This window comes from Streptomyces griseochromogenes, from assembly GCF_001542625.1.
In the GTDB taxonomy this organism is placed as follows: domain Bacteria; phylum Actinomycetota; class Actinomycetes; order Streptomycetales; family Streptomycetaceae; genus Streptomyces; species Streptomyces griseochromogenes.
Genome location: NZ_CP016279.1, coordinates 4,261,191 through 4,281,370, shown reverse-complemented (window position 1 = coordinate 4,281,370; position 20,180 = coordinate 4,261,191). Strand labels below are relative to the sequence as shown.

15 protein-coding genes are annotated in these 20,180 nt (G+C 73.0%); 9 read left to right on the top strand and 6 right to left on the bottom strand.

Annotated elements, in window-relative coordinates; all coding sequences use genetic code 11:
• Positions 1–298: 298 nt before the first annotated feature.
• Positions 299–2,203, top strand: coding sequence for a C40 family peptidase (locus AVL59_RS56415; protein WP_372450365.1), 1,905 nt, complete (start codon positions 299–301; stop codon positions 2,201–2,203).
• A 28-nt stretch (positions 2,204–2,231) separates the two neighbouring features.
• Here AVL59_RS56415 and AVL59_RS18135 read toward each other — a convergent pair whose 3' ends face one another.
• Positions 2,232–3,323: an NAD-dependent epimerase/dehydratase family protein gene (locus AVL59_RS18135; RefSeq protein WP_067305470.1), complete on the bottom strand. Its 1,092-nt coding sequence runs from the start codon at positions 3,321–3,323 to the stop codon at positions 2,232–2,234.
• A 216-nt stretch (positions 3,324–3,539) separates the two neighbouring features.
• Here AVL59_RS18135 and AVL59_RS18130 point away from each other — a divergent pair, with 216 nt between their 5' ends.
• Positions 3,540–4,904: an FAD-dependent oxidoreductase gene (locus AVL59_RS18130; RefSeq protein ID WP_067305467.1), complete on the top strand. Its 1,365-nt coding sequence runs from the start codon at positions 3,540–3,542 to the stop codon at positions 4,902–4,904.
• 108 nt (positions 4,905–5,012) lie between these two features.
• Positions 5,013–5,978, top strand: coding sequence for a DUF1152 domain-containing protein (locus AVL59_RS18125; RefSeq protein ID WP_067305464.1), 966 nt, complete (start codon positions 5,013–5,015; stop codon positions 5,976–5,978).
• Between the two features lie 21 nt (positions 5,979–5,999).
• Here the strand turns inward: AVL59_RS18125 and AVL59_RS18120 are convergent, their stop codons facing one another.
• Positions 6,000–7,031: a hypothetical protein gene (locus tag AVL59_RS18120; protein ID WP_067305461.1), complete on the bottom strand. Its 1,032-nt coding sequence runs from the start codon at positions 7,029–7,031 to the stop codon at positions 6,000–6,002.
• Positions 7,028–7,405, bottom strand: coding sequence for a PadR family transcriptional regulator (locus AVL59_RS18115; protein ID WP_067305458.1), 378 nt, complete (start codon positions 7,403–7,405; stop codon positions 7,028–7,030). The genes AVL59_RS18120 and AVL59_RS18115 overlap by 4 nt, the downstream gene beginning before the upstream one ends.
• Before the next feature lie 397 nt (positions 7,406–7,802).
• On the opposite strand from AVL59_RS18115, the gene AVL59_RS18110 reads away from it, so the two are divergent.
• From AVL59_RS18110 to AVL59_RS18100, 3 genes are all read left to right on the top strand, one after another.
• Positions 7,803–8,993 carry a hypothetical protein gene (locus AVL59_RS18110; protein ID WP_067305456.1) on the top strand — a complete coding sequence of 397 codons (1,191 nt, stop codon included), beginning with the start codon at positions 7,803–7,805 and terminating at the stop codon, positions 8,991–8,993.
• Positions 8,994–9,090: 97 nt separating this feature from the next.
• Positions 9,091–9,381, top strand: a complete 291-nt coding sequence (locus AVL59_RS18105) for a YkvA family protein (RefSeq protein WP_067305454.1) — start codon at positions 9,091–9,093, stop codon at positions 9,379–9,381.
• A 55-nt stretch (positions 9,382–9,436) separates the two neighbouring features.
• Positions 9,437–10,132: a 2-phosphosulfolactate phosphatase gene (locus AVL59_RS18100; protein ID WP_067305452.1), complete on the top strand. Its 696-nt coding sequence runs from the start codon at positions 9,437–9,439 to the stop codon at positions 10,130–10,132.
• Here the strand turns inward: AVL59_RS18100 and AVL59_RS18095 are convergent.
• A complete protein-coding gene (locus AVL59_RS18095) occupies positions 10,090–11,550 on the bottom strand; it encodes a hypothetical protein (RefSeq protein ID WP_067305450.1) in 1,461 nt (486 codons plus the stop codon). The two genes, AVL59_RS18100 and AVL59_RS18095, sit on opposite strands and share 43 nt — an antisense overlap.
• A 271-nt stretch (positions 11,551–11,821) precedes the next feature.
• Between AVL59_RS18095 and AVL59_RS18090 the strand changes: the two genes are divergently transcribed.
• Both AVL59_RS18090 and AVL59_RS18085 read left to right on the top strand, forming a co-directional pair.
• Positions 11,822–14,329, top strand: a complete 2,508-nt coding sequence (locus tag AVL59_RS18090) for a SpoIIE family protein phosphatase (protein WP_067305448.1) — start codon at positions 11,822–11,824, stop codon at positions 14,327–14,329.
• Between the two features lie 78 nt (positions 14,330–14,407).
• Positions 14,408–17,146 carry a SpoIIE family protein phosphatase gene (locus AVL59_RS18085; protein ID WP_079146762.1) on the top strand — a complete coding sequence of 913 codons (2,739 nt, stop codon included), beginning with the start codon at positions 14,408–14,410 and terminating at the stop codon, positions 17,144–17,146.
• On the opposite strand, the gene AVL59_RS56025 is transcribed toward AVL59_RS18085, so the two are convergent.
• Positions 17,098–17,499 (bottom strand): hypothetical protein, encoded by a 402-nt coding sequence (locus tag AVL59_RS56025; protein ID WP_067305445.1) that lies wholly within the window; start codon positions 17,497–17,499, stop codon positions 17,098–17,100. The two genes, AVL59_RS18085 and AVL59_RS56025, sit on opposite strands and share 49 nt — an antisense overlap.
• Positions 17,500–17,620: 121 nt before the next feature.
• Positions 17,621–19,459, bottom strand: a complete 1,839-nt coding sequence (locus AVL59_RS18075; RefSeq protein ID WP_067305442.1) for a glycoside hydrolase family 15 protein — start codon at positions 19,457–19,459, stop codon at positions 17,621–17,623.
• A 200-nt stretch (positions 19,460–19,659) separates the two neighbouring features.
• Between AVL59_RS18075 and AVL59_RS18070 the strand changes: the two genes are divergently transcribed.
• The gene (locus tag AVL59_RS18070) at positions 19,660–19,866 is read left to right on the top strand and encodes a hypothetical protein (RefSeq protein ID WP_067305440.1); all 207 of its coding nucleotides are present in this window, start codon (positions 19,660–19,662) and stop codon (positions 19,864–19,866) included.
• The last annotated feature ends 314 nt before the right edge of the window (positions 19,867–20,180 follow it).

Genomic DNA, 20,180 nt, shown 5'->3' with positions numbered 1-20,180 from the left:
GATACGCATGATGGCGCGTCTGTGTTCAACCGAATCACAGATTCTCAGGCATCTCACAGAAAACTGTGGTCACGAGGGAAGGGCATCTATCGTTTCCCCTCGAACACCGCGGCGAACATCACAAATACGTATCGGACATTCCACGCTTCAACCTTCACACGAGCGACACAAGTTGGTTAGGTTGACCGCCAGGCCGCCCGGCTGCCCAGCACATCCGCCGTGGTGTCCGGAGCCGGAGCTCGACCGACTCCGGATTCGGCCCGACTGCCCCGCGGGGCAAGGAAGGAGTACGTCTTCCATGGCGCCGGAGAACCCCGACGAGGTTCGGCAGCGGATCGACTCCCTCTACGACCGGGCCGAGAGCGAGACGGGGAACTACAACGCGACGCGGGCCATGTCCCTGGCCTCACGAGGAAGAGGCGTCCCGCTGGCCAAGAGACGCGGCGGGCGCCCGGATCCGGCCCTCGACGCGGTGGCCCGGCCGTGGTTCGACGCGGCGCGCGCCAAGCTGGGGCCCAGCGCCCCCGCCGTACTGCCCAAGGACCGGCAGCCCGACCGCTTCTCGGCCCCGGCCCGACCTCGGGACCGGTCGGGCGGTGCCCTGCCCGGTGGTGACCGAGGGGCTCTGGAGCCGGGGCTGCCCGAGCTCGCCCCCGGGTCGGCGCGTCCGGCCGCCGGGCGCGTGATGCCGGAGCTGACGAGTGGATCCGCCGCGGACCTGACCGGCCGTCCTCGGGCCGCGCTGGAAGCGGGAGCCCCGGGTCTGCCCGGCTTCGCCGCCCCGCTCCCGGAGTTGCCCGGCCGCAGCGGGCGGGCCATCGCGGAGTTGCCCATCGGGGGCATGCCGGAACTGCCCGGCGGGAGCGCGCCCCGACTCGACGGTCCTGACACCACGGCATCCCTCGGCCTCGGGCTGTCGGCCCCGACCGGCCTGGTCGCCGCCGCGCCAAGTGCCCGGAGCACAGCCGGATTCGCCGTCCCCGGTGCGGCCGACGCCCTCGGACTCGGCCTGCCCGGGCCGGCCGGCCTCGGTCCGGCCGAGACGTCCGTACTCCCCGTCGCGGCGCTGCCTGCCGCCCAGGGTGCCGTGCCGCGGCAGCCCAGGGCGCTGCCCGCGTCCCCCGCCGTGTCCGGGCGCCCGTCCCTCGCGGACTCCAAGGCCAGGAACCGGCGCAAGCTGGCCATCGCCCAGGAACTGCTGTCCCGTCACACCGCCTCACTCGCCACCCCCCTCATGACCGCCCCCGCACAGGGCGCCTGGGGCACCGTCGCCGAGCAGACTCCCCAGCCCGCCGCGGGACATGCGGTCCACCCGAGCACCGAGCAGTGGGGGCAGCCGGGGCTTCAGCAGCCGGGACAGCTGGATCCGCGGCAGCCGGACCTGGGACTACCGGATCCGCTCAGCAGCGGCCAGTGGCAACAGCCGCAGTGGACGGCGCCAGGTGTGCCGACGGCCCCGAGCCCGGCGACCCCGCTCACGACGGCCGCTCCTATGACGGACACGGGCTCCTTCGCCCCTCTCGTCACCAACCCACTCACCAACCCACTCACCAACCCACTCACCGGCCCACTCACCGGCCCACTCACCGACACAGGCTCCTTCGCCTACATCACCGCTGCCCCGATGACCGACACGGGCTCCATCGCCCCTCTCGTCAACAACCCACTCACCGACCCACTCACCGACACAGGCTCCTTCGCCTACATCGCCGCTGCCCCGATGACCGACACGGGCTCCATCGCCCCCGTGACCCACACCGGCTCCTTCCCCCCTGTCACCACCGACCCGCCGGCCGGCTCCGCCGCCTTCCCACCCGCGCCCACCGCTCCCCGGTCCACCCGCTCCACACGGGTCGCGAAGGCCATCGACTTCGCGCGGGCTCAGACCGGCAAGCCGTGCGTGTGGGGGGCGACCGGGCCGGACTCCTACGACTGCTCCAGCCTCACGCAGGCGGCCTGGAGGGCGGCCGGGGTCACGCTGCCCCGCGCGGCGCACCAGCAGGCGCTCGCGGGCACCCCGGTCACCCTCGCCGGCCTCGAACCCGGCGATCTGGTCCTCTTCTTCGACGACGACCGGCACGTGGGCCTGCACATCGGTGACGGCATGATGATCCATGCGCCGGGCCCGGGCTCGTACATACGCGAGGAGTCGATCTACGGCGCCGGGGAGTCGGCGATCCACCGGGTGATACGGCCCGCGTGACGGACCAGGCCCGAGCCGGTGCCCGGTCTCAGCGCCGGTGGCGCCGGTGTGCGCGCCAGCTCGCGTAGTGGTCCAGCAGGGTCTCCCGCACCGGACGGTAGGTGAGGCCCAGTTCGTGGACGCTGCGGCTGTTGTCGACGCGGAAACGGATCCCGAGGTGCCCTCGGATGTAGTCCTGGGTGAGCCCGAAGGAGGGGCCCAGAACGCGTACCGGCCAGTGCGGGAGCGCGGTGCGCGGCAGACGCGGGTCGTAGGGGTGGCGGGTGCGGATGATGCGTGCCATCTCGTGGAACGACGTCATCGTCTCGGCCGCCACGATGTACCGGCCCTTGGCATCTGGGTTCTCGGCGGCCGCGATGTGCGCGTCGGCGACGTCGCGGACGTCCGCGGTGGTGAAGCTGAAGTCGGGGGCGCCGTAGCAGAAGCGGCCCTTGAACAGTTCGTCGAGGAGGAAGAGGCTGCCGGACTCGGACGCCGGGGTGAGGGAAGGACCGAGGATCAGGCCGGGGTTGATGGACACCATGCGCCAGCGGTCCTGCGCCTGCGCCGCGTCGCGGACCGCACGTTCCGCGACGGTCTTGGCGTAGTGGTAGGGGTTGTTCTCGACCGTGCTCGTGGTGTTGACGTACCGCTCGGACAGCACCTGGCCGTCCATGTCCAGGACGTCCGCGTAGTCGCCGAAGACGGCGCCCACGGTGGAGGTGAACACCAGGGTTGTGACCTGCGGGTTCCGCTCGATGCACGCAAGCACGCCGCGGGTGCCGAGCAGCGCCGGGTCCACGACGTCCCGCCGGCCGTCCACGATCTGCTCCGGCATGAGGAACGGCGAGGCCACGTGGAAGACGACCGAGCAGCCGCCGACCGCCTCGTCGAACGAGCCGCTCTTCAGCAAGTCGGCCTCGAACAGCGTCAGTCGGCCCGGGAACGCCTCCTGCATCTCCCACAGCGGCCGCACCTTCGCCGCGTTCGCCGCGCTGCGCACGGTGGTGTGCACCCGATAGCCTCGCTCCAGCAGCCGCCGTACGAGATGGCCGCCGACGAAGCCGCTGCCGCCGGTCACCACGACGGTCGTCTCCTCGCGTCCGCCCACGCGCCACTCCCCTCGCCACCCACCGTGCATCGGTACGCCGAGGACAGGGTCAACCATGCCCGAGCCGAAGGGAAGGGAGCGGTGAGGCGAAGGACCGGCGACGGGCGGGACACCCCCATAACCGAAACCTGGGTATCTCATAAGTATGGCTTATGAGGTTATAAACCGGACCCGCGTACTAACTTAGGACTGCCTTAGTTTAGGCTTCCCGTCGAGTCGCCTGTTCACGCTCGAAGGGAACTGATCATGCCGCGCCCCCTGCGGGTAGCCATCGTCGGAGCCGGCCCCGCCGGGATCTACGCCGCCGACGCCCTGCTCAAGTCCGAGGTGGCCGCCGACCCCGGCGTGTCCATCGACCTCTTCGAGCGGATGCCCGCCCCGTTCGGCCTGATCCGGTACGGCGTCGCCCCCGACCACCCGCGCATCAAGGGCATCATCACCGCCCTGCACCAGGTGCTCGACAAGCCCCAGATCCGCCTGTTCGGCAACGTCGACTACCCGAACGACATCAGCCTGGACGACCTGCGTTCCTTCTACGACGCGGTGATCTTCTCCACCGGCGCGACGGCCGACCGGGATCTGCCGATCCCGGGCATCGAGCTGGACGGCTCGTACGGCGCCGCCGACTTCGTGTCCTGGTACGACGGCCACCCGGACGTGCCGCGTACCTGGCCGCTGGAGGCGGAGAAGGTCGCCGTGCTCGGCGTCGGCAACGTGGCGCTCGACGTGGCCCGGATCCTCGCCAAGACGGCGGACGAGCTGCTGCCGACCGAGATACCGGCGAACGTCCACGACGGTCTGAAGGCGAACAAGGCCGTGGAGATCCACGTCTTCGGCCGCCGTGGCCCGGCGCAGGCCAAGTTCAGCCCCATGGAGCTGCGCGAGCTGGACCACTCCCCCAACATCGAGGTCATCGTCGACCCCGAGGACATCGACTACGACGAGGGCTCGATCGAGACCCGGCGCGGCAACAAGCAGGCCGACATGGTCGCCAAGACCCTGGAGAACTGGGCGATCCGGGACGTCGGCGACCGGCCGCACAAGCTGTTCCTGCACTTCTTCGAGTCGCCCACGGAGATCCTCGGCGAGGACGGCGAGGTGGTCGGCCTGCGCACCGAGCGCACCGCCCTCGACGGCACCGGCAACGTCAAGGGCACCGGCGAGTTCAAGGACTGGGACGTCACCGCGATCTACCGCGCCGTCGGCTACCTGTCCGACAAGCTGCCCAAGCTGCCGTGGGACATCGAGTCCGGCACGGTGCCGGACGAGGGCGGCCGGGTCATCGAGGAGGGCGGCGACCACCTCCGGTCGACGTACGTGACCGGCTGGATCCGGCGCGGCCCCGTCGGCCTGATCGGCCACACCAAGGGCGACGCCAACGAGACCGTCGGAAACCTGCTGGACGACTACGCGAACGGCCGGCTGCACACCCCGGCCTCGCCCGCTCCGGAGGCCGTCGACGACTTCCTCGCCGAGCGTGAGGTCCGCTTCACCACCTGGGAGGGCTGGTACAAGCTGGACGCCGCCGAGCGGGCGCTGGGCGAGCCGCAGGGCCGCGAGCGCGTGAAGATCGTCGAGCGCGAGGACATGCTGCGGGAGAGCGGCGCGTAAGCCCGGCGTTCCCCGTGTTCGCGAGGGGCCGGCACCTCGGTGCCGGCCCCTTCGCACGCATCGGTCCGCTCGAACCGGCGCCGACAGCCGCCCTGTTAGGGTCCTTCGGTGTTCTCCCTGAGCGAGCCCCCTTTCTTCACCCGCCTGCGCGGAGCGCGCCGGGTGCTCGTCGCCGGTGCGGGCGGCGGTTTCGACGTCTACGCCGGACTGCCCCTGGCGCTCGCGCTGCGGTCGGCCGGTACGGAGGTCCATCTGGCCAACCTGTCCTTCTCCGACCTGTACGGCCTGAGCCTGGACACCTGGGTGGAGCAGGACGTCGCCGCCGTCCGCCCGGACACCCCGCTGCGCGGGGACTACTTCCCCGAGCGCACGCTCGCCCGGTGGCTCGAGGCGCAGGGGCTGCCCGACACCGTGTACGCCTTTCCCCGCACGGGCGTCGATCCGCTGCGCGCCGCCTACCGGGCGCTCCTCGATCATCTGGGCGGCGTGGACGCCGTCGTGCTGGTGGACGGCGGTACCGACATACTGATGCGCGGCGACGAGCACGGGCTGGGCACGCCGGAGGAGGACATGGCGAGCCTGGCCGCCGTCGCCGGTCTCGACGAGGTCCCGCACCGGCTGGTGGCCTGTCTGGGCTTCGGAGTGGACGCCTATCACGGCGTCAACCACTCGCTGTTCCTGGAGAATCTCGCGGCTCTGGACCGTGAGGGCGCCTACCTGGGCGCGTTCTCGCTGCCCCGCGAGAGCCGCGAGGGCGCCCTCTACCTCGACGCGGTGGCCCACGCACAGCGGTGCCACGCCGGCCACCCCAGCATCGTCCAGGGATCCGTCGCGGCGGCCGTGCGCGGCGACTTCGGCGACGTCCGGTTCACCGAACGCACCCGGGACAGCGAGCTGTTCGTCAACCCGCTCATGGCCCTCTACTTCTGTGCGGACCTGCCCGCGGTGGCTCGCGCCGGGCTCTACCTCGACCGGTTGGAGGGCACGGTCCTGATGCGGCAGATCAGTTCGGTCATCACGGCTTTCCGTGAGGAACTGCCCCGGCAGCGGCCGCCCCGGGTCTTCCCGCACTGAGCCCGGGGCGGGCCGATCACGTCAGGTCACGTCACCTCGTGTCAGACTCGGCTCGGCCGCGACGAGGTCCCGGCGGCCCACCACCGCCAGCGCCACGATCAGCAGGCCGAGCGCGGCCGTCTGCACGAGCGCGCCGCCGAGATATACGCCGACCATGGGCACATGCAGCCAGGGGTAGACGGCGGCGACCCGCACCGCCAGGATCAGCAGGCCGAGGGCCGCCAGGGCGAGTCCGGCGCCGGGTGTCGCGGCCTCGCTGCCCCGGGCCTGCCAGAAGAGCCAGCCGAGCGCGCCCACGACGAAGCAGCTCGCGGGTGCCCAGGCCAGGTCGGGGGCGGCGGGCAGCATCACGACGGACGCGCCCGCCAGCACACATGCGGCCATGAAGACCAGTCCGGGTGAGCCCACGGGCAGCCGGGCCGGGGGTGCGTCCCGGTGGTGGGCGGCGCAGAGCGCGAGGGCCGGCAGCCAGGCGAGGAGCCCGAAGGTGGTGGCGAACGCGGGGTCCGGGGCGACCAGCGCGCCGGTCAGCGGACCGATCAGCGGCCAGAGGTTGGGCACTGCGGCCAGCAGCGCGGACGCCCGGGCGAGGCCGCGGCGGTCGTGGAGCAGGGCGAAGTAGGCCACCGTCCACAGCAGCGGCAGGATCCACAGGGCGGCGGTGACCACCCCCATGGGAAATCCCCGGCCGGTGAACTGCGACAGGAACAGGTGCCGCTCCGCGCCGCCCCTGCTGACGGCCCAGGTCACTTCGAGGACCAGGTCGACGACCGCGGCGGCCGCCTGGATCAGCACGGCGAACAGCGCGAAGAGCCGGACGGCCGAGCCGAGGAGGAGGTAGCGGCGCGGTGCCCCGGGCGCGCCCAGGCGGCTGCGCACGGCGAGGGCGGCGATGCTCGCCACCTCGCCGACGGTGGGGCGGCTCTGGTCCTGCTCGTCGCGGTCGAGGTCCCAGAGATACGTCTCGACCATCTCCTCCTCCCGTTCGCGACGGTAGTAGGCGGGGAGCAGGCGCAGGACGGAGCGGTAGCGGGATTCCAGCAGCGTGGTCATGCGAAGCCTCCCGCGAGTCCGGGTGTCGTGGGGCGTTCGGGTGCGCTGTCGGCCGGGGTGGTGGCGCGGCGGCCCTCGGCGATGCGGCGCTTCGCGGCCCCGGCACCGGCCGCCATCCGCTCCGCCTCCGCGTCGAGCGCGGCCACTCCCTCGTCGGTGAGCCGGTAGTAGCGACGCAGGCGGCCCTGCTGCACCTCCTCCCGGTCCAGCACGATCAGCCCGTCGTCGGTGAGCCGGTCCAGCACCCCGTAGAGCGTGCCGACTCTCAGCTGCACCTCCCCGTCGGACAGTTCCTCGACCTCGCGCAGGATGCCGTAGCCGTGCCGCGGCTGGTCGGCGAGCGCCGTGAGGACGAAGAACGCCGCTCGGGTCATGTTCCTCGATGCCATGCGGACAGGATATATCGGCTGCCGATATATATCGAGTGGGCGGGAGCCGCGACATCGCGGAGCGGCCGACGGCGAACGGGACCCGTCCCTGAGCGGATGGGCGGGCGGGCCCCGTTCGCCGGACCATTGTGGGCGGCGTGCGAGGGCCCCGGGACGTGTGAACGCAACCCGCGTGACGCGCGGGCGGTGCGCCCCGGGTGCCCGGCACGCATCCCGTGTGCGGGGCGCGCCGGACCCCCTTTCGCGCGCGGCGGCGCATCCTCGCCACCGTGCGCCGGAGTGCGCGTTCGCCACGCTGCTCGCCCGAGACCCCCGGCCGTCGCATCCCGCCGCCGGGCGGTGATACTGGAAGGCACACCCACCCCCATCAGCAGATTGGCTCATGTCGAACTCCGCCACCGACCACGCCGCCATCCCGCAGACCCTCTGGGCGGCCCGCGGCCGCCACACCGGCCCCGCCGCCGAGGACGTCGTCCGCCGCGCGCTGAGCCGGCACAAGGAGAGCGGGGACATCGACGACTTCGCCGAGCCGCCCGCCTCCGAGGACGCCGCGCACCGGATCTTCGAGGCGCGCTGGCGGGCCGGCGCAACGGTGACCGTGCGGGCCCGGCTCACCCTCGCGCCGGCGCGGGATCGGCCCGAGGGACAGGAATGGACGCTCGTCGCGGAGGCGGAGCGCCCGTGGGACGACGCCTGGCCCTCGCCCGCGACACTGTTCTGGCCCGAGGCCGCAGCCGCTGAGGGCGACGACGGCGCCTGGGACCATCACCCCACCGTCGTCGGCCTGCGCTTCCGCCAGGTCAACGCGCTGCCCGAGGACGACAAGGAGATGCGCCGACGGCTGCGGGACGCGGCCCGCGAGGCCTGGTGCGTCAACCTCGTCGTGCACGAGGCGATGACCCCGGACGAGCGCGGCCGGCTGCCGCTGGCCCGTCTGCTGCCGCCGGGGCTGCGGCACCGCGTGGTGGAGCACCGGGCCGCGCCCCAGCAGCTGCGCGCCGTCAACTGGGCCCTGAAGGACCGCGGCGTCGAGGTGCCGCGCGGTGGCGCCGTGCTGCTTCCCCCGGACCCGGCGCCGGACGGCTACGACGGCCGGGAGCACAGCGTGCGCAGCGTCTTCCTGGACGGCTCCGAGCCCACCCCGATCGTCACGGCCCTGCGGCACTTCGTCGCGCTGCCCCGGCCGATGCCGCAGGGTGCCCGGGAGGCGCTCGCCGACCTGCGTGAGAACTGGACCCTGACGACCCTTCAGGAGGAGCTGGAGCGTCAACGCGAGCTGGTCGCCATGTACACCGAGGCGCTGGAGGCCATGACGAAGTCCCGGGACCTGTACCGGGATGCCGCCGAGCAGGCCCACCAGGCGCTGGCCGCCTACCGCGACACGCCCGCGCCCGCCCTGCCCCAGCGGCAGGAGCGGCCCGGCACCCGGACGCCCACCCCGCTCCAGCAGCTCACGCGGACGTTCGAACGGCTGAGGTTCACCCCCAAGGCGGCGCGCCCGGCGCCCGGCGCGGACGGCGCGTCCGGCACCGACGGCACGGACACCGCCGGCACGCAGGACCGGCCGTCGTAGCTCGCCCTGCCGGAGGGATGCGGCGGTACGGCACCCGGAACGGGGAAGAAGAGGCAAGGGCAGGGAAGCGCGGGGCCCACCGACGACAGGAGGCCGCATGGATTCCACCGTGACCGTGCTCGTGATCACCGCCGTCGTTGTCGCGGCGCTGCTGCTCGCGGTCGCCGTCGGCCTGCTGGTACGGCTGGTACGCACCCGGGCGGCCCTGCGCCGGGCCGGGCTGCCGACGGGACCGCGCTGGGTGTTCTGGGGCGCGGTTCTGTATCTGGTGCTGCCCACCGACCTGCTGCCTGACCCGGTCTACCTGGACGACATCGGCGTCCTGCTCTTCGCCCTGCGCAGTCTGCGCGCCGCCCGCCCGCTGCCGTACGGGACCATCGAACCCTGAACGGTCTTGCAGTGAACCGGCCTTGCACGGGTCCCGCGTACCGCACAATTGAGCGATGCGCCCTGCCTTCACCGGGATCCCGAACCGCCCGACGGCCCCTGACGTCGCCGTCGTCGTCGATGTGATGCGCGCCTTCACCGTGGCCGCCTGGGCGTTCCGGCGCGGCGCCGAGAAGATCGTCTTCACCGAGACACAGGAGGAGGCACTGGAGCTGAAGGCCCGTCACCCGGGTTGGCTGGCCTTCCAGGACGGAGCGCCGGTGCCGGGCTTCGACCTGGCCAACTCGCCCGCCCGGCTCCGCTCGCTCGATGTGCGGGGCCGCACGGTCGTACAGAAGACCACGGCGGGCACTGCCGGGGCGCTGGCCGTCGCGGACGCGCGGCTGCTGCTGTGCGCGAGCTTCGTGGTGGCGGGGGCGACCGCCGAGGCACTGCGGCGCACCCGGCCGGACACGGTGACCTTCGTCGTCACCGGCGACGGCGGACGCGCCGAGGAGGACCTTGCCTGCGCCGAGTACATCGCGGCTCTCGCCGACTCGGCCGACACCGAACCCGGGCCCTACCTGGAGCGGGCCCGGCAGTCGGACGCCGCCGCGCGGCTCGCCGAGGGGGTACGGCTGGGCTGGACGGGTGTCCACCCGGAGGACGTGGAAATGTGCCTGGAGGCGCACGCCTTTCCGTTCGCCATGGCCGCGGCCCGCGCGGACGGTCACTTGGTGCTGCGCCCGGTGCCCGCCGTGACGGCGGTCTGACCAGGTCCGTCGCCGCGCCGGAAGTTCAGCGTGGTGAGGGCGACGAGCAGCACGGTGAGGGCCGTGAGCGCGGCCGCGGCCGCCGTGGTACCGGCGAGCCACGGCGGGGCCAGGTGCGCGGTCCGCAGCCGGGCCGGGTCCGGCAGCCCGAACCGGCCGCCCAGCACCTGCCCCGTGGCGAGCGCCACCGTCACGCCGAGGGCCGCGGTCGCCGCAGGCAGCCGCACCGGCACGGCCGGCACCAGCAGGGCCAGGGCCAGCAGGGCGCAGAACCCCGAGGTGAACAATGTGGCCTGCAAGTTGGCCTGGGACAGGTCGGCCCAGTAGCGCGGCGCGTGGGCCACGCCGCACAGGAACACCATCAGCGCGGCAGCGCGGGCGACCAGCACGGGGGCCTTCGCCAGCTCGTCCTCGCGTGCTCGGCCGCCGGCCTGGCGCGTACCCGGCCGGGCCGGATCCGGTGACGCGACGACGGGCGCGGGCAGCGGGCTGACGGGCTCGGCAACGGTCTGCCGGGGCGGCGCCGAGCGGAGCGGAGCGGCGTCGAAGAGCACCCTCTCGGGTGGCGCCGTGCGAAGCGGCGCCGTGTCGCAGAGCGCCGTCCCGAGCGGCGTCGGCTCGGGCTGTAGGGGCGCGGACTGTGCGAGCTTGGACTGTGCCGCCTCGGACTGTGCGGACTCGGGCTGTGCGGACTCGGGCTGTGCGGACTCCGCCGCGGGAGCTGCGGGCGAGGTCGTCTCCAGTGGAGGCGTCTCGCGGTCGGTCCGGCTCGCGGCCAGCCGGGCGATCAGCTCGGCAAGCTCCTCGACGGGCCGGTGGACGGCCGCCGCCTCGATGGCCGCACGCGCGCAGCGGGGCTCGACGGGTGTCCGGTGCAGCAGCTCCATGAGCTGGATGACGTCCTCCACGGAGCGGCACTCGGCGGCGGCACGGATGGCCTCGTCGGCGCTGCGGGAGTCCCTCGGCGACTGGGTGAGGAGGGCGACCAGACGGGTGACGTCCTCGACGGGCCGGTCCACGCCGACCGCTCGCAGCGCGTCGGACATGGTCCGGGCGTGCTCGGGTGATTCCTCGAGCAGGGTGATGAGCCGGGCGACGTCCTCCAGGGGACGATCGGCGACGGCCATGTGGACGAGGTCGTGCAGCGGATCGGCGTGGCCGAAATCGCCCTCCGCCAGGGCTTCGAGACTCTCCTGCTGGGGCAGTGCGGGTCGGCTGCCGGGGTCGGGGGCGGGGACAGGGGACGGTGCGGGCGATATGACGGAGTCACCCTGCGCGGGCGGTAGAACGAAGTCGCCGTCCGCGGACGGCACAGGCGGCACGGACGGCACAACGGGATCGCCGTACACGGACGGCACCGGCACGGACGGTATGGCGGAGTCGTCGTAGGGACCAGGGGACGAAGGTCGGACGGTCATCTGGCCTCCAGGAAAAGGGTGCGGTCGCACCAGCGCCCCCGCATGCGGCGCGCGCCGTTATGCAGTCCATTACTAGGAGCGCGCACAGGGCCCCGCAAACCAGGTGAGGCAGTGGTGTGAGCCAGGGCATCTGAAGCGCCTCGCGCACCCCGGCCCCCGCGGCCGTGGCCCCGGCGCCGCCGTGTTCCCCCGCCCAGGTGCGATGCGCCACCGAAGTGGCGCATTCTTGCTGTGTCATCCACCCGGCGGTACACGGGACGAGGTAGGGCCCATGGCTGGGAGCGGGGAGCGGGCGGTCCGTACACGAGCCCGGCTGGCCGAGCTGCTGGTCGAGACCTCGACCGGCGCACTCGGCGCGGCCCAGGGCCACGTGGCGGGCGTCTACCTGCGTTCCGGCACCCCGGGGATGCTGCGCCTCGCGGTCCTCGTGGGACTGCCCGGAGCACTGTTCCGGCCCTGGTGGCGGCTGCACGTCGGCCGGCCCTTCCCGGTGGCCGACGCCTACCGTCTCGGCGTCCAGGTGGTGCTGTCGAACGCCACGGAGACGGTGCGCCGGTATCCGCAGTTCGCGGCGGGCCTGCCGTTCCCGTTCGGGTCGGTGCATGTGCCCGTGCCGGGCGGGTCCGAGCCCCTGGGTGTGCTCACGGTGCTGCGTCCGTCGGTGTCGGACACGGTGGACGAACTGGTGGACTGCGAGCTGCTCGGCTGGCTCGCCGAGGGGCTGGGGGCCGAGCTGGTCGGCCTCGCCGACGGGGACGAGACGGCGGTGGCCTGGGACGGGGAGCCGCTGTGCGCGCGGCCGCCCGCCACCCGGCCGCCCGGGACCCGCATGGGCCGGTTCACCTGGGATCCGCTGACCTCGGCGGTCCACGCGGACGACCGGCTGTACGCGCTGCTCGGTCTCGGGCCTGACGAGTTCGCGGGGACCGGCCCTGCGCTCGCGGACGCCGTGTCCCCGTCCGATGCGCGCCGGATCCTGGCCGCGCTGAACGAGACCGCCGCCGGGAAGCCGCCGCCCGCTCCGCTGCATGTGCGCTCGGGCGGCGGCTTTCCGCGGCTGCTCGATCTGTGGCCGGGGCCCGAGGCGGGCGACGCGCCGCTGGTCGACGGAGTCGTCCTCGATCCGGGTCCGGCCGCGACCGCGGACGGCGCGGCGGATCTGCTGCCGCAGGGCGTGTTCTGCATGGACCGGATCGGCCTCGTGGTGTACGTCAACGAGGCCGCGGCCCGGCTGGCGGGCCGCGACCGGACGTGGCTGCTCGGCCGTCCCCTGGCGGAGGCCATGCCGTGGCTGACGGGACCGCCGTACGACGACCATCTGCGCGGCGCGCTGCTGTCGGCCGAGCCGGTGCACTTCCACGCCCGGCGCCCGGCCGGCGGGCCCGGCGAGGTCGAGTGGCTCGCCCTGTCGGTCCACCCCGGCCCCGAGTTCCTCACCTGCACGCTCGTCCCGGCCAGCCGGGTGGACGCCCCCCTGGAGCCGGCCCGTGCCGGTCCCGAGGCGCACGCCCCCGAGGGGAGCGTGGCCGGCGATCCGTCGATGACGCCGTTGTACCGGCCCATCGCCCTCGCCATCGCGCTGACGGACGCGGTGACCGCGCGGCAGGTGTCGGCGGTGGTCGTACAGGAGCTGCTGCCCGCGTTCGGCGGCCGTCGCCTGGCGATCTACCTGCTCCAGGAGCGGCACCTGTACCTGGCCTGGGAGACCGGCTTCCCACAGGGCTTCCTCGCCCCCTTCGAGGGTGTCGGCCTCGACGCGCACCTGCCCGGCGTGGAGACCCTCACCACCGGCCGTCCGCTCTTCTTCGAGTCGATGCAACAGCTGGACGCCACCTACCCGGGCATCCCCCTGGACGCCGAGGAGGGCGCCCGCGCCTTCCTGCCGCTGATCTCCTCCGGCCGGCCGGTCGGCTCCTGCATCCTCGGCTTCGAACGGCCGCGCAGCTTCAGCACGGAGGAACGTACGGTCCTCACCGCGCTCGCCGGACTGATCGCGCACGCGATGGAGAAGGCGCAGCGCTACGACACCGAGGCCGCGCTCGCCCGGGGCCTGCAGCAGGCTCTGCTTCCCCGGCGCCTTTCGGCGCACCCGCAGGTGGAGACCGCGGGCCGCTATCTGCCGGGCACCCAGGGCATGGACGTGGGCGGGGACTGGTACGACGTGGTCGAGGCCGGGGACGGGCTCGCGCTGGTCATCGGCGATGTGCAGGGCCACGGGGTGCAGGCGGCGGCCACCATGGGCCAGCTGCGCAGCGCCGTACGCGCCTTCGCGCTCGGCGACCGGCCGCCCGACGAGGTGTTGAGCGGGACGAACCACCTGCTCATCGACCTGGACCCGGGGCAGTTCGCCAGCTGCTGCTACCTCCGTCTCGACCCGGCCACCGGGCAGGCCCGGGTGGCCCGGGCGGGACACCCGCCGCCGCTCCTGCGCAGCCCCGACGGGCGAACCCGGGTGCTGGATCTGCCGGGCGGTGTCGTGCTCGGCGTGGATCCGCAGGCCCAGTATCCGGTGGCCGGGCTGCGGCTGGAGCCGGACGCGATCCTCGCCCTGTACACGGACGGCCTGGTGGAACGGCCCGGCGCCGACATCGACGACGGCATCACCGCGCTGCGTCTCGCGCTGGCGAAGGCCGGTGCGGCGGCCGGACGGCGCGGCGGGCGGTCGCTGGCCGGGGTGGCCGACCGCCTGACCTCCACCGCCCGGCACGCCACCGACCGCCCCGACGACGTGGCGCTGCTGCTGGCCACCCGCCGCCGGGCTCCCACGCACCGCCGGTGACGGCGTCACTCCGTCTGACGGCCGCCACCTCGCGCGACGGTCTCGCCTGACGGGGCGGGGCAGTGTAGACATGGGCTCATGGTCCGACTGCCCGCCCGGCCCTCGACTGGGGCGCCCCGTCTTTTCGGGCACCCGCGCGCACCACAGGGTCCGCGGCAGGAGGAGCCCGGCAAGGACGCCGGCCGCCCTGGCGGGCTGCGCTCGGCGATCACCGGGCACAGCGTCGCCGGGCAGGTGTTCTTCCTCCAAGTGGTGATCGTGCTGCTGCTGATCGTGTCGGCCGTGGTGGCGCAGGTGCTCCAGGTGCGGCACGACAGCAACCAGGAGGCCCGTAACCGCTCCCTCGCCGTCGCCCAGACGTTCGCCAACGCGCCCGGCACGGCGGCCGCGCTGCGCGCCCCGGATCCGACGGCGATCCTGCAGCCGAAGGCCGAGGAGGCCCGCAAGGCGTCCGGCGTGGACTTCGTCGTGGTGATGAACACCGACGGCATCCGCTACACCCACCCCAAGCCGGACCGCATAGGCAAGAAGTTCGTCGGGACCATCGCGCCGGCCGTGGCCGGGGGAACGGTGGTCGAGGAGATCCACGGGACCATCGGCGAGCTGGTGCAGGTCGTGGTGCCGGTGAAGGACGCCGCCGGCAAGGTGGTGGGCCTGGTGTCGGCCGGGATCACCACCGCGCACGTGGGCGGGGCCGCCGACCAGCAGCTGCCGCTGCTGCTCGCGGCGGCGGCCGCGGCGCTCGCGCTGGCCACCGCGGGCACGGCCCTGGTGAGCAGACGGCTGCTGCGGCAGACGCACGGCCTCGGCCCGTCCGAGATGACCCGGATGTACGAGCACCACGACGCGGTGCTGCACGCGGTGCGCGAGGGTGTGCTCATCGTCGGCGGCGACGGCCGGATGCTGCTCGCCAACGACGAGGCGCACCGCCTGCTGGGCCTGCCCGACGACGCCGAGCAGCGCCACGTGCTGGAGCTGGGCCTCGACGAAGAGACGGCCGGGCTGCTCGCCTCCGGGCGGATCGCCACGGACGAGGTGCACCTGGTCAAGGACCGGCTGCTGGCCATCAACCAGCGCCCCACCGATCTGCGCGGCGGTCCGCCCGGCAGCGTCACCACGCTGCGCGACTCCACGGAGCTGCGCGCCCTGTCGGGCCGTGCGGAGGTGGCGCGCGAGCGGCTGAACATGCTGTACGACGCCGGGGTGGGCATCGGTACCAGCCTGGATGTGAGCCGCACCGCCGAGGAGCTCGCCGAGCTGGCCGTGCCCCGCTTCGCGGATTTCGCCACCGTGGACCTGTTCGACGCGGTGCTGAACGGGGAGGAGCCCCGGCCGGGGACCGCACTGCGCCGGGCGGCGTGCAGCGGCATCCGCGAGGACGCCCCGCTGTACCCGGTGGGCGAGCGCATCCGGTTCGTGCCGGCCTCGCCGCAGGCCCAGAGCCTGACGACGGGACAGTCCGTCGTCGAGCCCGTGCTGGGCGAGGCGCCCGGCTGGCTCGCGCAGGACATGGAGCGCACCGAGCAGGTGGTGGCCTACGGCATCCACTCCCTGATCACGGTGCCGCTGCGGGCGGGCAGCCTGGTCCTCGGTCTGGCGAACTTCTACCGTTCGCAGAAGCCGCAGCCCTTCGACAGCGAGGAGCTGGCCCTCGCCGAGGAACTGGTCGCGCGGGCCGCCGTGTCCATCGACAACGCCCGCCGCTACACCCGTGAGCACAGCATGGCGGTGACCCTCCAGCGCAGCCTGCTGCCGCGCAGTCTGCCGGAGCAGAGCGCCCTGGCGATCGCCTATCGCTATCTGCCGGCGCAGGCCGGTGTGGGCGGCGACTGGTTCGACGTGCTGCCGCTGTCCGGTGCCCGGGTGGCCCTGGTGGTGGGGGATGTCGTGGGCCACGGGCTGCACGCGGCGGCGACGATGGGCCGGCTGCGCACGGCGGTGCACAACTTCTCCTCGCTGGACCTGCCGCCCGATGAACTCCTCGGCCTGCTGGACGAGCTGGTGGGCCGGATCGACCAGGACGAGACCCCGGCCGACGGGGCCGCCGCGGTCACCGGCGCGACCTGTCTGTACGCGGTGTACGACCCGGTCTCCCGGCGGTGCACGGTCGCCCGGGCCGGCCATCCGCCGCCCGCGCTGGTGCACCCCGACGGCAGGGTGGAGTTCCCGGACGTGCCGGCCGGTCCCCCGCTGGGCCTTGGCGGACTGCCGTTCGAGACGGCCGATCTGGAGCTGGCGGAGGGCAGTCGGCTGGTGCTCTACACCGACGGTCTGGTCGAGGACCGGGACCGGGACATCGACGTCGGCCTGGAGCTGCTGGGCGACGCTCTGCGCCGGGTGCCCGACGCCTCGCCGGAGGACACCTGCCGGACGGTGCTGGACCGGCTCGCGGCCCGGCCCAGCGACGACATCGCGCTGATCGTGGCCCGCACCCGGGTTCTGGGCGGCGACCGGGTCGCCGAGTGGCAGGTGCCGTCCGATCCGGCGGCCGTCTCGGAGGTACGGGCCTCGGTCACCCGGCGGCTGGCCGACTGGGACCTGGAGGAGCTGTCGTTCACGACGGAGCTGATGCTGAGCGAGCTGGTCACCAACGCCATCCGCTACGGGCGCGGCCCGATCGGTGTACGGCTGCTGCGCGACCGCACGCTGATCTGCGAGGTCTCCGACCACAGCACGACCTCCCCGCATCTGCGGTACGCCGCGAGCACCGACGAGGGCGGCCGGGGCCTGTTCCTGGTCGCCCAGCTCGCGGAGCGCTGGGGCACCCGCTACACCGCCAACGGCAAGATCATCTGGGCGGAGCAGCCACTGCCCTGAGGACCGCGCACACAGGCGTCGAGGACGCACTGCGGAGCGGTGCTCGGGCCCTGGACGCCGACCAGGCCGTCGGGCGTGTCCGCGTCTGCGGTGGCATCGGCGGCGGCGCTGAGCCCGCCGACGACGCGGGTCGTCGTAGCCGTCGCCGTCCAGGTGCCCTCCGGGACGCCGGTGAGGATGTCGGTGCAGCCGTCGAAGTCGCTGTTGCGGTCGGCGGCCCGGGTGCGGCCGGGGACGCCCGCGAACGCGTACGGCGGGGCCAGGATGCCCGCTGAGGCCGGCAGCGGGAAGGAGGCCGTGGCGAAGGCGACGGGGTCTGCGGTGCGGCGTGCGGTGCGCGTGGCGGTGCTCATATCCGTTCCCACCATGGGATATTGACGGTACGTCAGGCAGCTGGTCGGTGGTTGCCTGCGCAGGGTTCGACACGGGAGCAGGGCGGTGACGGACGTTCCGGTACCGGGGCGCGCGGGTGTGTCAGCCGAGGGCGCGGTCGAGGTTGAAGGCGGCACTGATGAGGGACAGGTGGGTGAACGCCTGCGGGAAGTTGCCCTGTTGCTCGCCCGTGCGGCCGATCTCCTCGGCGTACAGGCCGAGATGGTTGGCGTAGGTGAGCATCTTCTCGAAGGCCAGCCGCGCCTCGTCGAGACGGCCCGCCCGGACCAGCGCCTCGACGTACCAGAAGGAGCAGATGGAGAAGGTGCCCTCGTCGCCGCGCAGGCCGTCGGGGCTGGCCTGCGGGTCGTAACGGTAGACGAGGGAGTCGGAGACCAGGTCCTCGGTGAGGGCGTCCAGGGTGGACAGCCACTTGGGGTCGGTGGGCGCGATGAACTTGGCGAGCGGCATCATCAGCACGGAGGCGTCTAGCACATCGGCGTCCTCGTACTGCACGAAGGCGCCCCGGCGCTCGGACCAGCCATGGTCCATGATCCGCCGGTAGATGGCGTCCCGGGCCTGGCGCCAGCGCCGATGGTCGGCGGGCAGTCCCCGGTGGTTGGCGAGGCGGATGGCGCGCTCGATGGCGACCCAGCACATCAGCCGCGAGTACAGGAAGTTCTTGCGCCCGCCGCGGGTCTCCCACACACCCTCGTCGGGCTGGTCCCAGTGCTCGCACACCCATTCGACCAACTGGCACAGGTCGTCCCATTGACCGCTGGAGATGGGCTCGGCCCACTTGTCGTAGAGGTAGATGGAGTCGATGAGGGCGCCGTAGATGTCCAACTGCAGCTGGTCGGCGGCGGCGTTGCCGACCCTGACCGGCGCGGAGCCCTGGTAGCCCTCCAGGTGCGGCAGCTCGCGTTCGGGCAGCTCGGAGCGGCCGTCGATGCCGTACATGATCTGCAGCGGTCCGGAGGCGGCGCCGTCGCCTGGGCTGATGTGCGTGGTCAGGAACTTCATGAAGGCCGCGGCCTCGCCGCTGAAACCGAGCCTGAGCAGCGCGTAGACGGCGAAGGCGGCGTCGCGCACCCACACGTAACGGTAGTCCCAGTTGCGCTCACCGCCGAGCTGCTCGGGCAGGCTGGTGGTGGGCGCGGCGACGATGGCGCCGGTGGGGGCGTAGGTGAGGAGCTTCAGGGTGAGGGCGGAGCGGTGCACCATCTCGCGCCAGCGCCCCCGGTAGCGGGACTGGTGCAGCCAACTGCGCCAGTAGGCGACGGTGGCGTTGAACTCCTGCTCGGCCTCGGTGTGGGCGCAGCCGCGGGGCATGACCTGTTCACCGAGCTGGTCGAGGGCGAACACCGCCGTCTCGCCCTCGCTCAGCTTGAAGTCGGCCCAGGCGTCGCGGCCGTCGGTCTCGACCGCGACGGTGGAGGTGAGGGCGAGGGACCGCTCCGGGGACTCGAAGATGACCATGCCCTCCAGGGAGCGCAGGGTGTGCGGGTCGGCGCCGTAGTTGAAGCGCGGAGCGATCAGCGCCCGGAAGGGAACGGTGCCGCGGACGCACACCACGCGCCGGATCACCCGGTGCCTGCGCACCTCGCCCGACTCGCCGCAGCAGACGGGCATGAAATCCTGCACCTCGCCGACGCCGTCCTCGGTGAAGAACCGGGTGATCAGCACGTTCGTGTCCGGGAAGTAGAACTGCTTGGTGCGTGCCGCTACCGCCGCGGCCAGCTCGAAGCGGCCGCCGCGCTCGGCGTCCAGGATGGCCGCGAAGACGCTGGGGTCGTCGAAGGACGGGCAGCAGTACCAGTCGATCGTGCCGTTGGTGCCGACCAGGGCGACGCTGCGCAGGTCGCCGATCAGGCCGTGCTCGGCGATCGGCAGGTAGCGGGGGTACGCGGACAACTCATGCTGGAAGGGCATGCCGGCCATGGCTGAGGCCTCCCCGATGCGATGTAGGGGCTGTCTTCCAGCTTAGGGCGAGTGGCCCGCGGCGACGTGGGCAGGCGCACCTCACCCGGCGCCGCGGCGCCTTCCGGATGCAGGGTGCGCCGCGGCGGGGAATCGTAGGAACGTGCCCCGTTCGGCGGCACCGGCACGGATGCGGTCATCCGGACCGAGGAGGAGGCATCATGTCGACATCCACACCCGAAGAGTCGCGGTCGTCCGACGACCACTGCACCCCGGACGCCCTGCTCCACTCCGCCCCCGCGAGGGACGTCACCCCGGAGGACCTGGTGATGGCGGCGGGCAGGGACGTCACTCCGGCGACCCTCGCCTGGGCGCGCCGCAAGCTGGAGACCGAGGGCCGAGCGGCCGTCGAGAAGCTGCTGCCCTAGGGCGTTCCGGGAAACGTCGAGGACACCAACGGGGAGACGCCGGGCAGGGGCGCCTGCGCAGGTCACGTGGGTGCGCCCGCCCGGCGCACTGTCGCACGCACCGACCGTGCGTTACGCAGGGTGACGCCGCCGCCCGCAGGGTTCGCGGGCGCGTTCGGCGAAGTGCGGGCCGACAGGAGGGGCGGGACACAGAAAGCGAAACGGAGAGGAAGCCGTTCGCTCCTCTCCACTCTCAACCTATAGCGCATGGGGGGCCTTGCGGCAAGGCCCAGGGGATGCCGCAGAATTGCCGACCGCAGCCAGAACTTTCGGAA

Excerpts from the sequence above, each read along its gene's own strand:
- AVL59_RS56415 (WP_372450365.1), top strand. The coding sequence starts at position 299 with ATGGCGCCGGAGAACCCCGACGAGGTTCGGCAGCGGATCGACTCCCTC.
- AVL59_RS18135 (WP_067305470.1), bottom strand. The coding sequence starts at position 3,323 with ATGCACGGTGGGTGGCGAGGGGAGTGGCGCGTGGGCGGACGCGAGGAG.
- AVL59_RS18130 (WP_067305467.1), top strand. The coding sequence starts at position 3,540 with ATGCCGCGCCCCCTGCGGGTAGCCATCGTCGGAGCCGGCCCCGCCGGG.
- AVL59_RS18120 (WP_067305461.1), bottom strand. The coding sequence starts at position 7,031 with ATGACCACGCTGCTGGAATCCCGCTACCGCTCCGTCCTGCGCCTGCTC.
- AVL59_RS18115 (WP_067305458.1), bottom strand. The coding sequence starts at position 7,405 with ATGACCCGAGCGGCGTTCTTCGTCCTCACGGCGCTCGCCGACCAGCCG.
- AVL59_RS18110 (WP_067305456.1), top strand. The coding sequence starts at position 7,803 with ATGTCGAACTCCGCCACCGACCACGCCGCCATCCCGCAGACCCTCTGG.
- AVL59_RS18105 (WP_067305454.1), top strand. The coding sequence starts at position 9,091 with ATGGATTCCACCGTGACCGTGCTCGTGATCACCGCCGTCGTTGTCGCG.
- AVL59_RS18100 (WP_067305452.1), top strand. The coding sequence starts at position 9,437 with ATGCGCCCTGCCTTCACCGGGATCCCGAACCGCCCGACGGCCCCTGAC.
- AVL59_RS18095 (WP_067305450.1), bottom strand. The coding sequence starts at position 11,550 with ATGACCGTCCGACCTTCGTCCCCTGGTCCCTACGACGACTCCGCCATA.
- AVL59_RS18090 (WP_067305448.1), top strand. The coding sequence starts at position 11,822 with ATGGCTGGGAGCGGGGAGCGGGCGGTCCGTACACGAGCCCGGCTGGCC.
- AVL59_RS18085 (WP_079146762.1), top strand. The coding sequence starts at position 14,408 with ATGGTCCGACTGCCCGCCCGGCCCTCGACTGGGGCGCCCCGTCTTTTC.
- AVL59_RS56025 (WP_067305445.1), bottom strand. The coding sequence starts at position 17,499 with ATGAGCACCGCCACGCGCACCGCACGCCGCACCGCAGACCCCGTCGCC.
- AVL59_RS18075 (WP_067305442.1), bottom strand. The coding sequence starts at position 19,459 with ATGGCCGGCATGCCCTTCCAGCATGAGTTGTCCGCGTACCCCCGCTAC.
- AVL59_RS18070 (WP_067305440.1), top strand. The coding sequence starts at position 19,660 with ATGTCGACATCCACACCCGAAGAGTCGCGGTCGTCCGACGACCACTGC.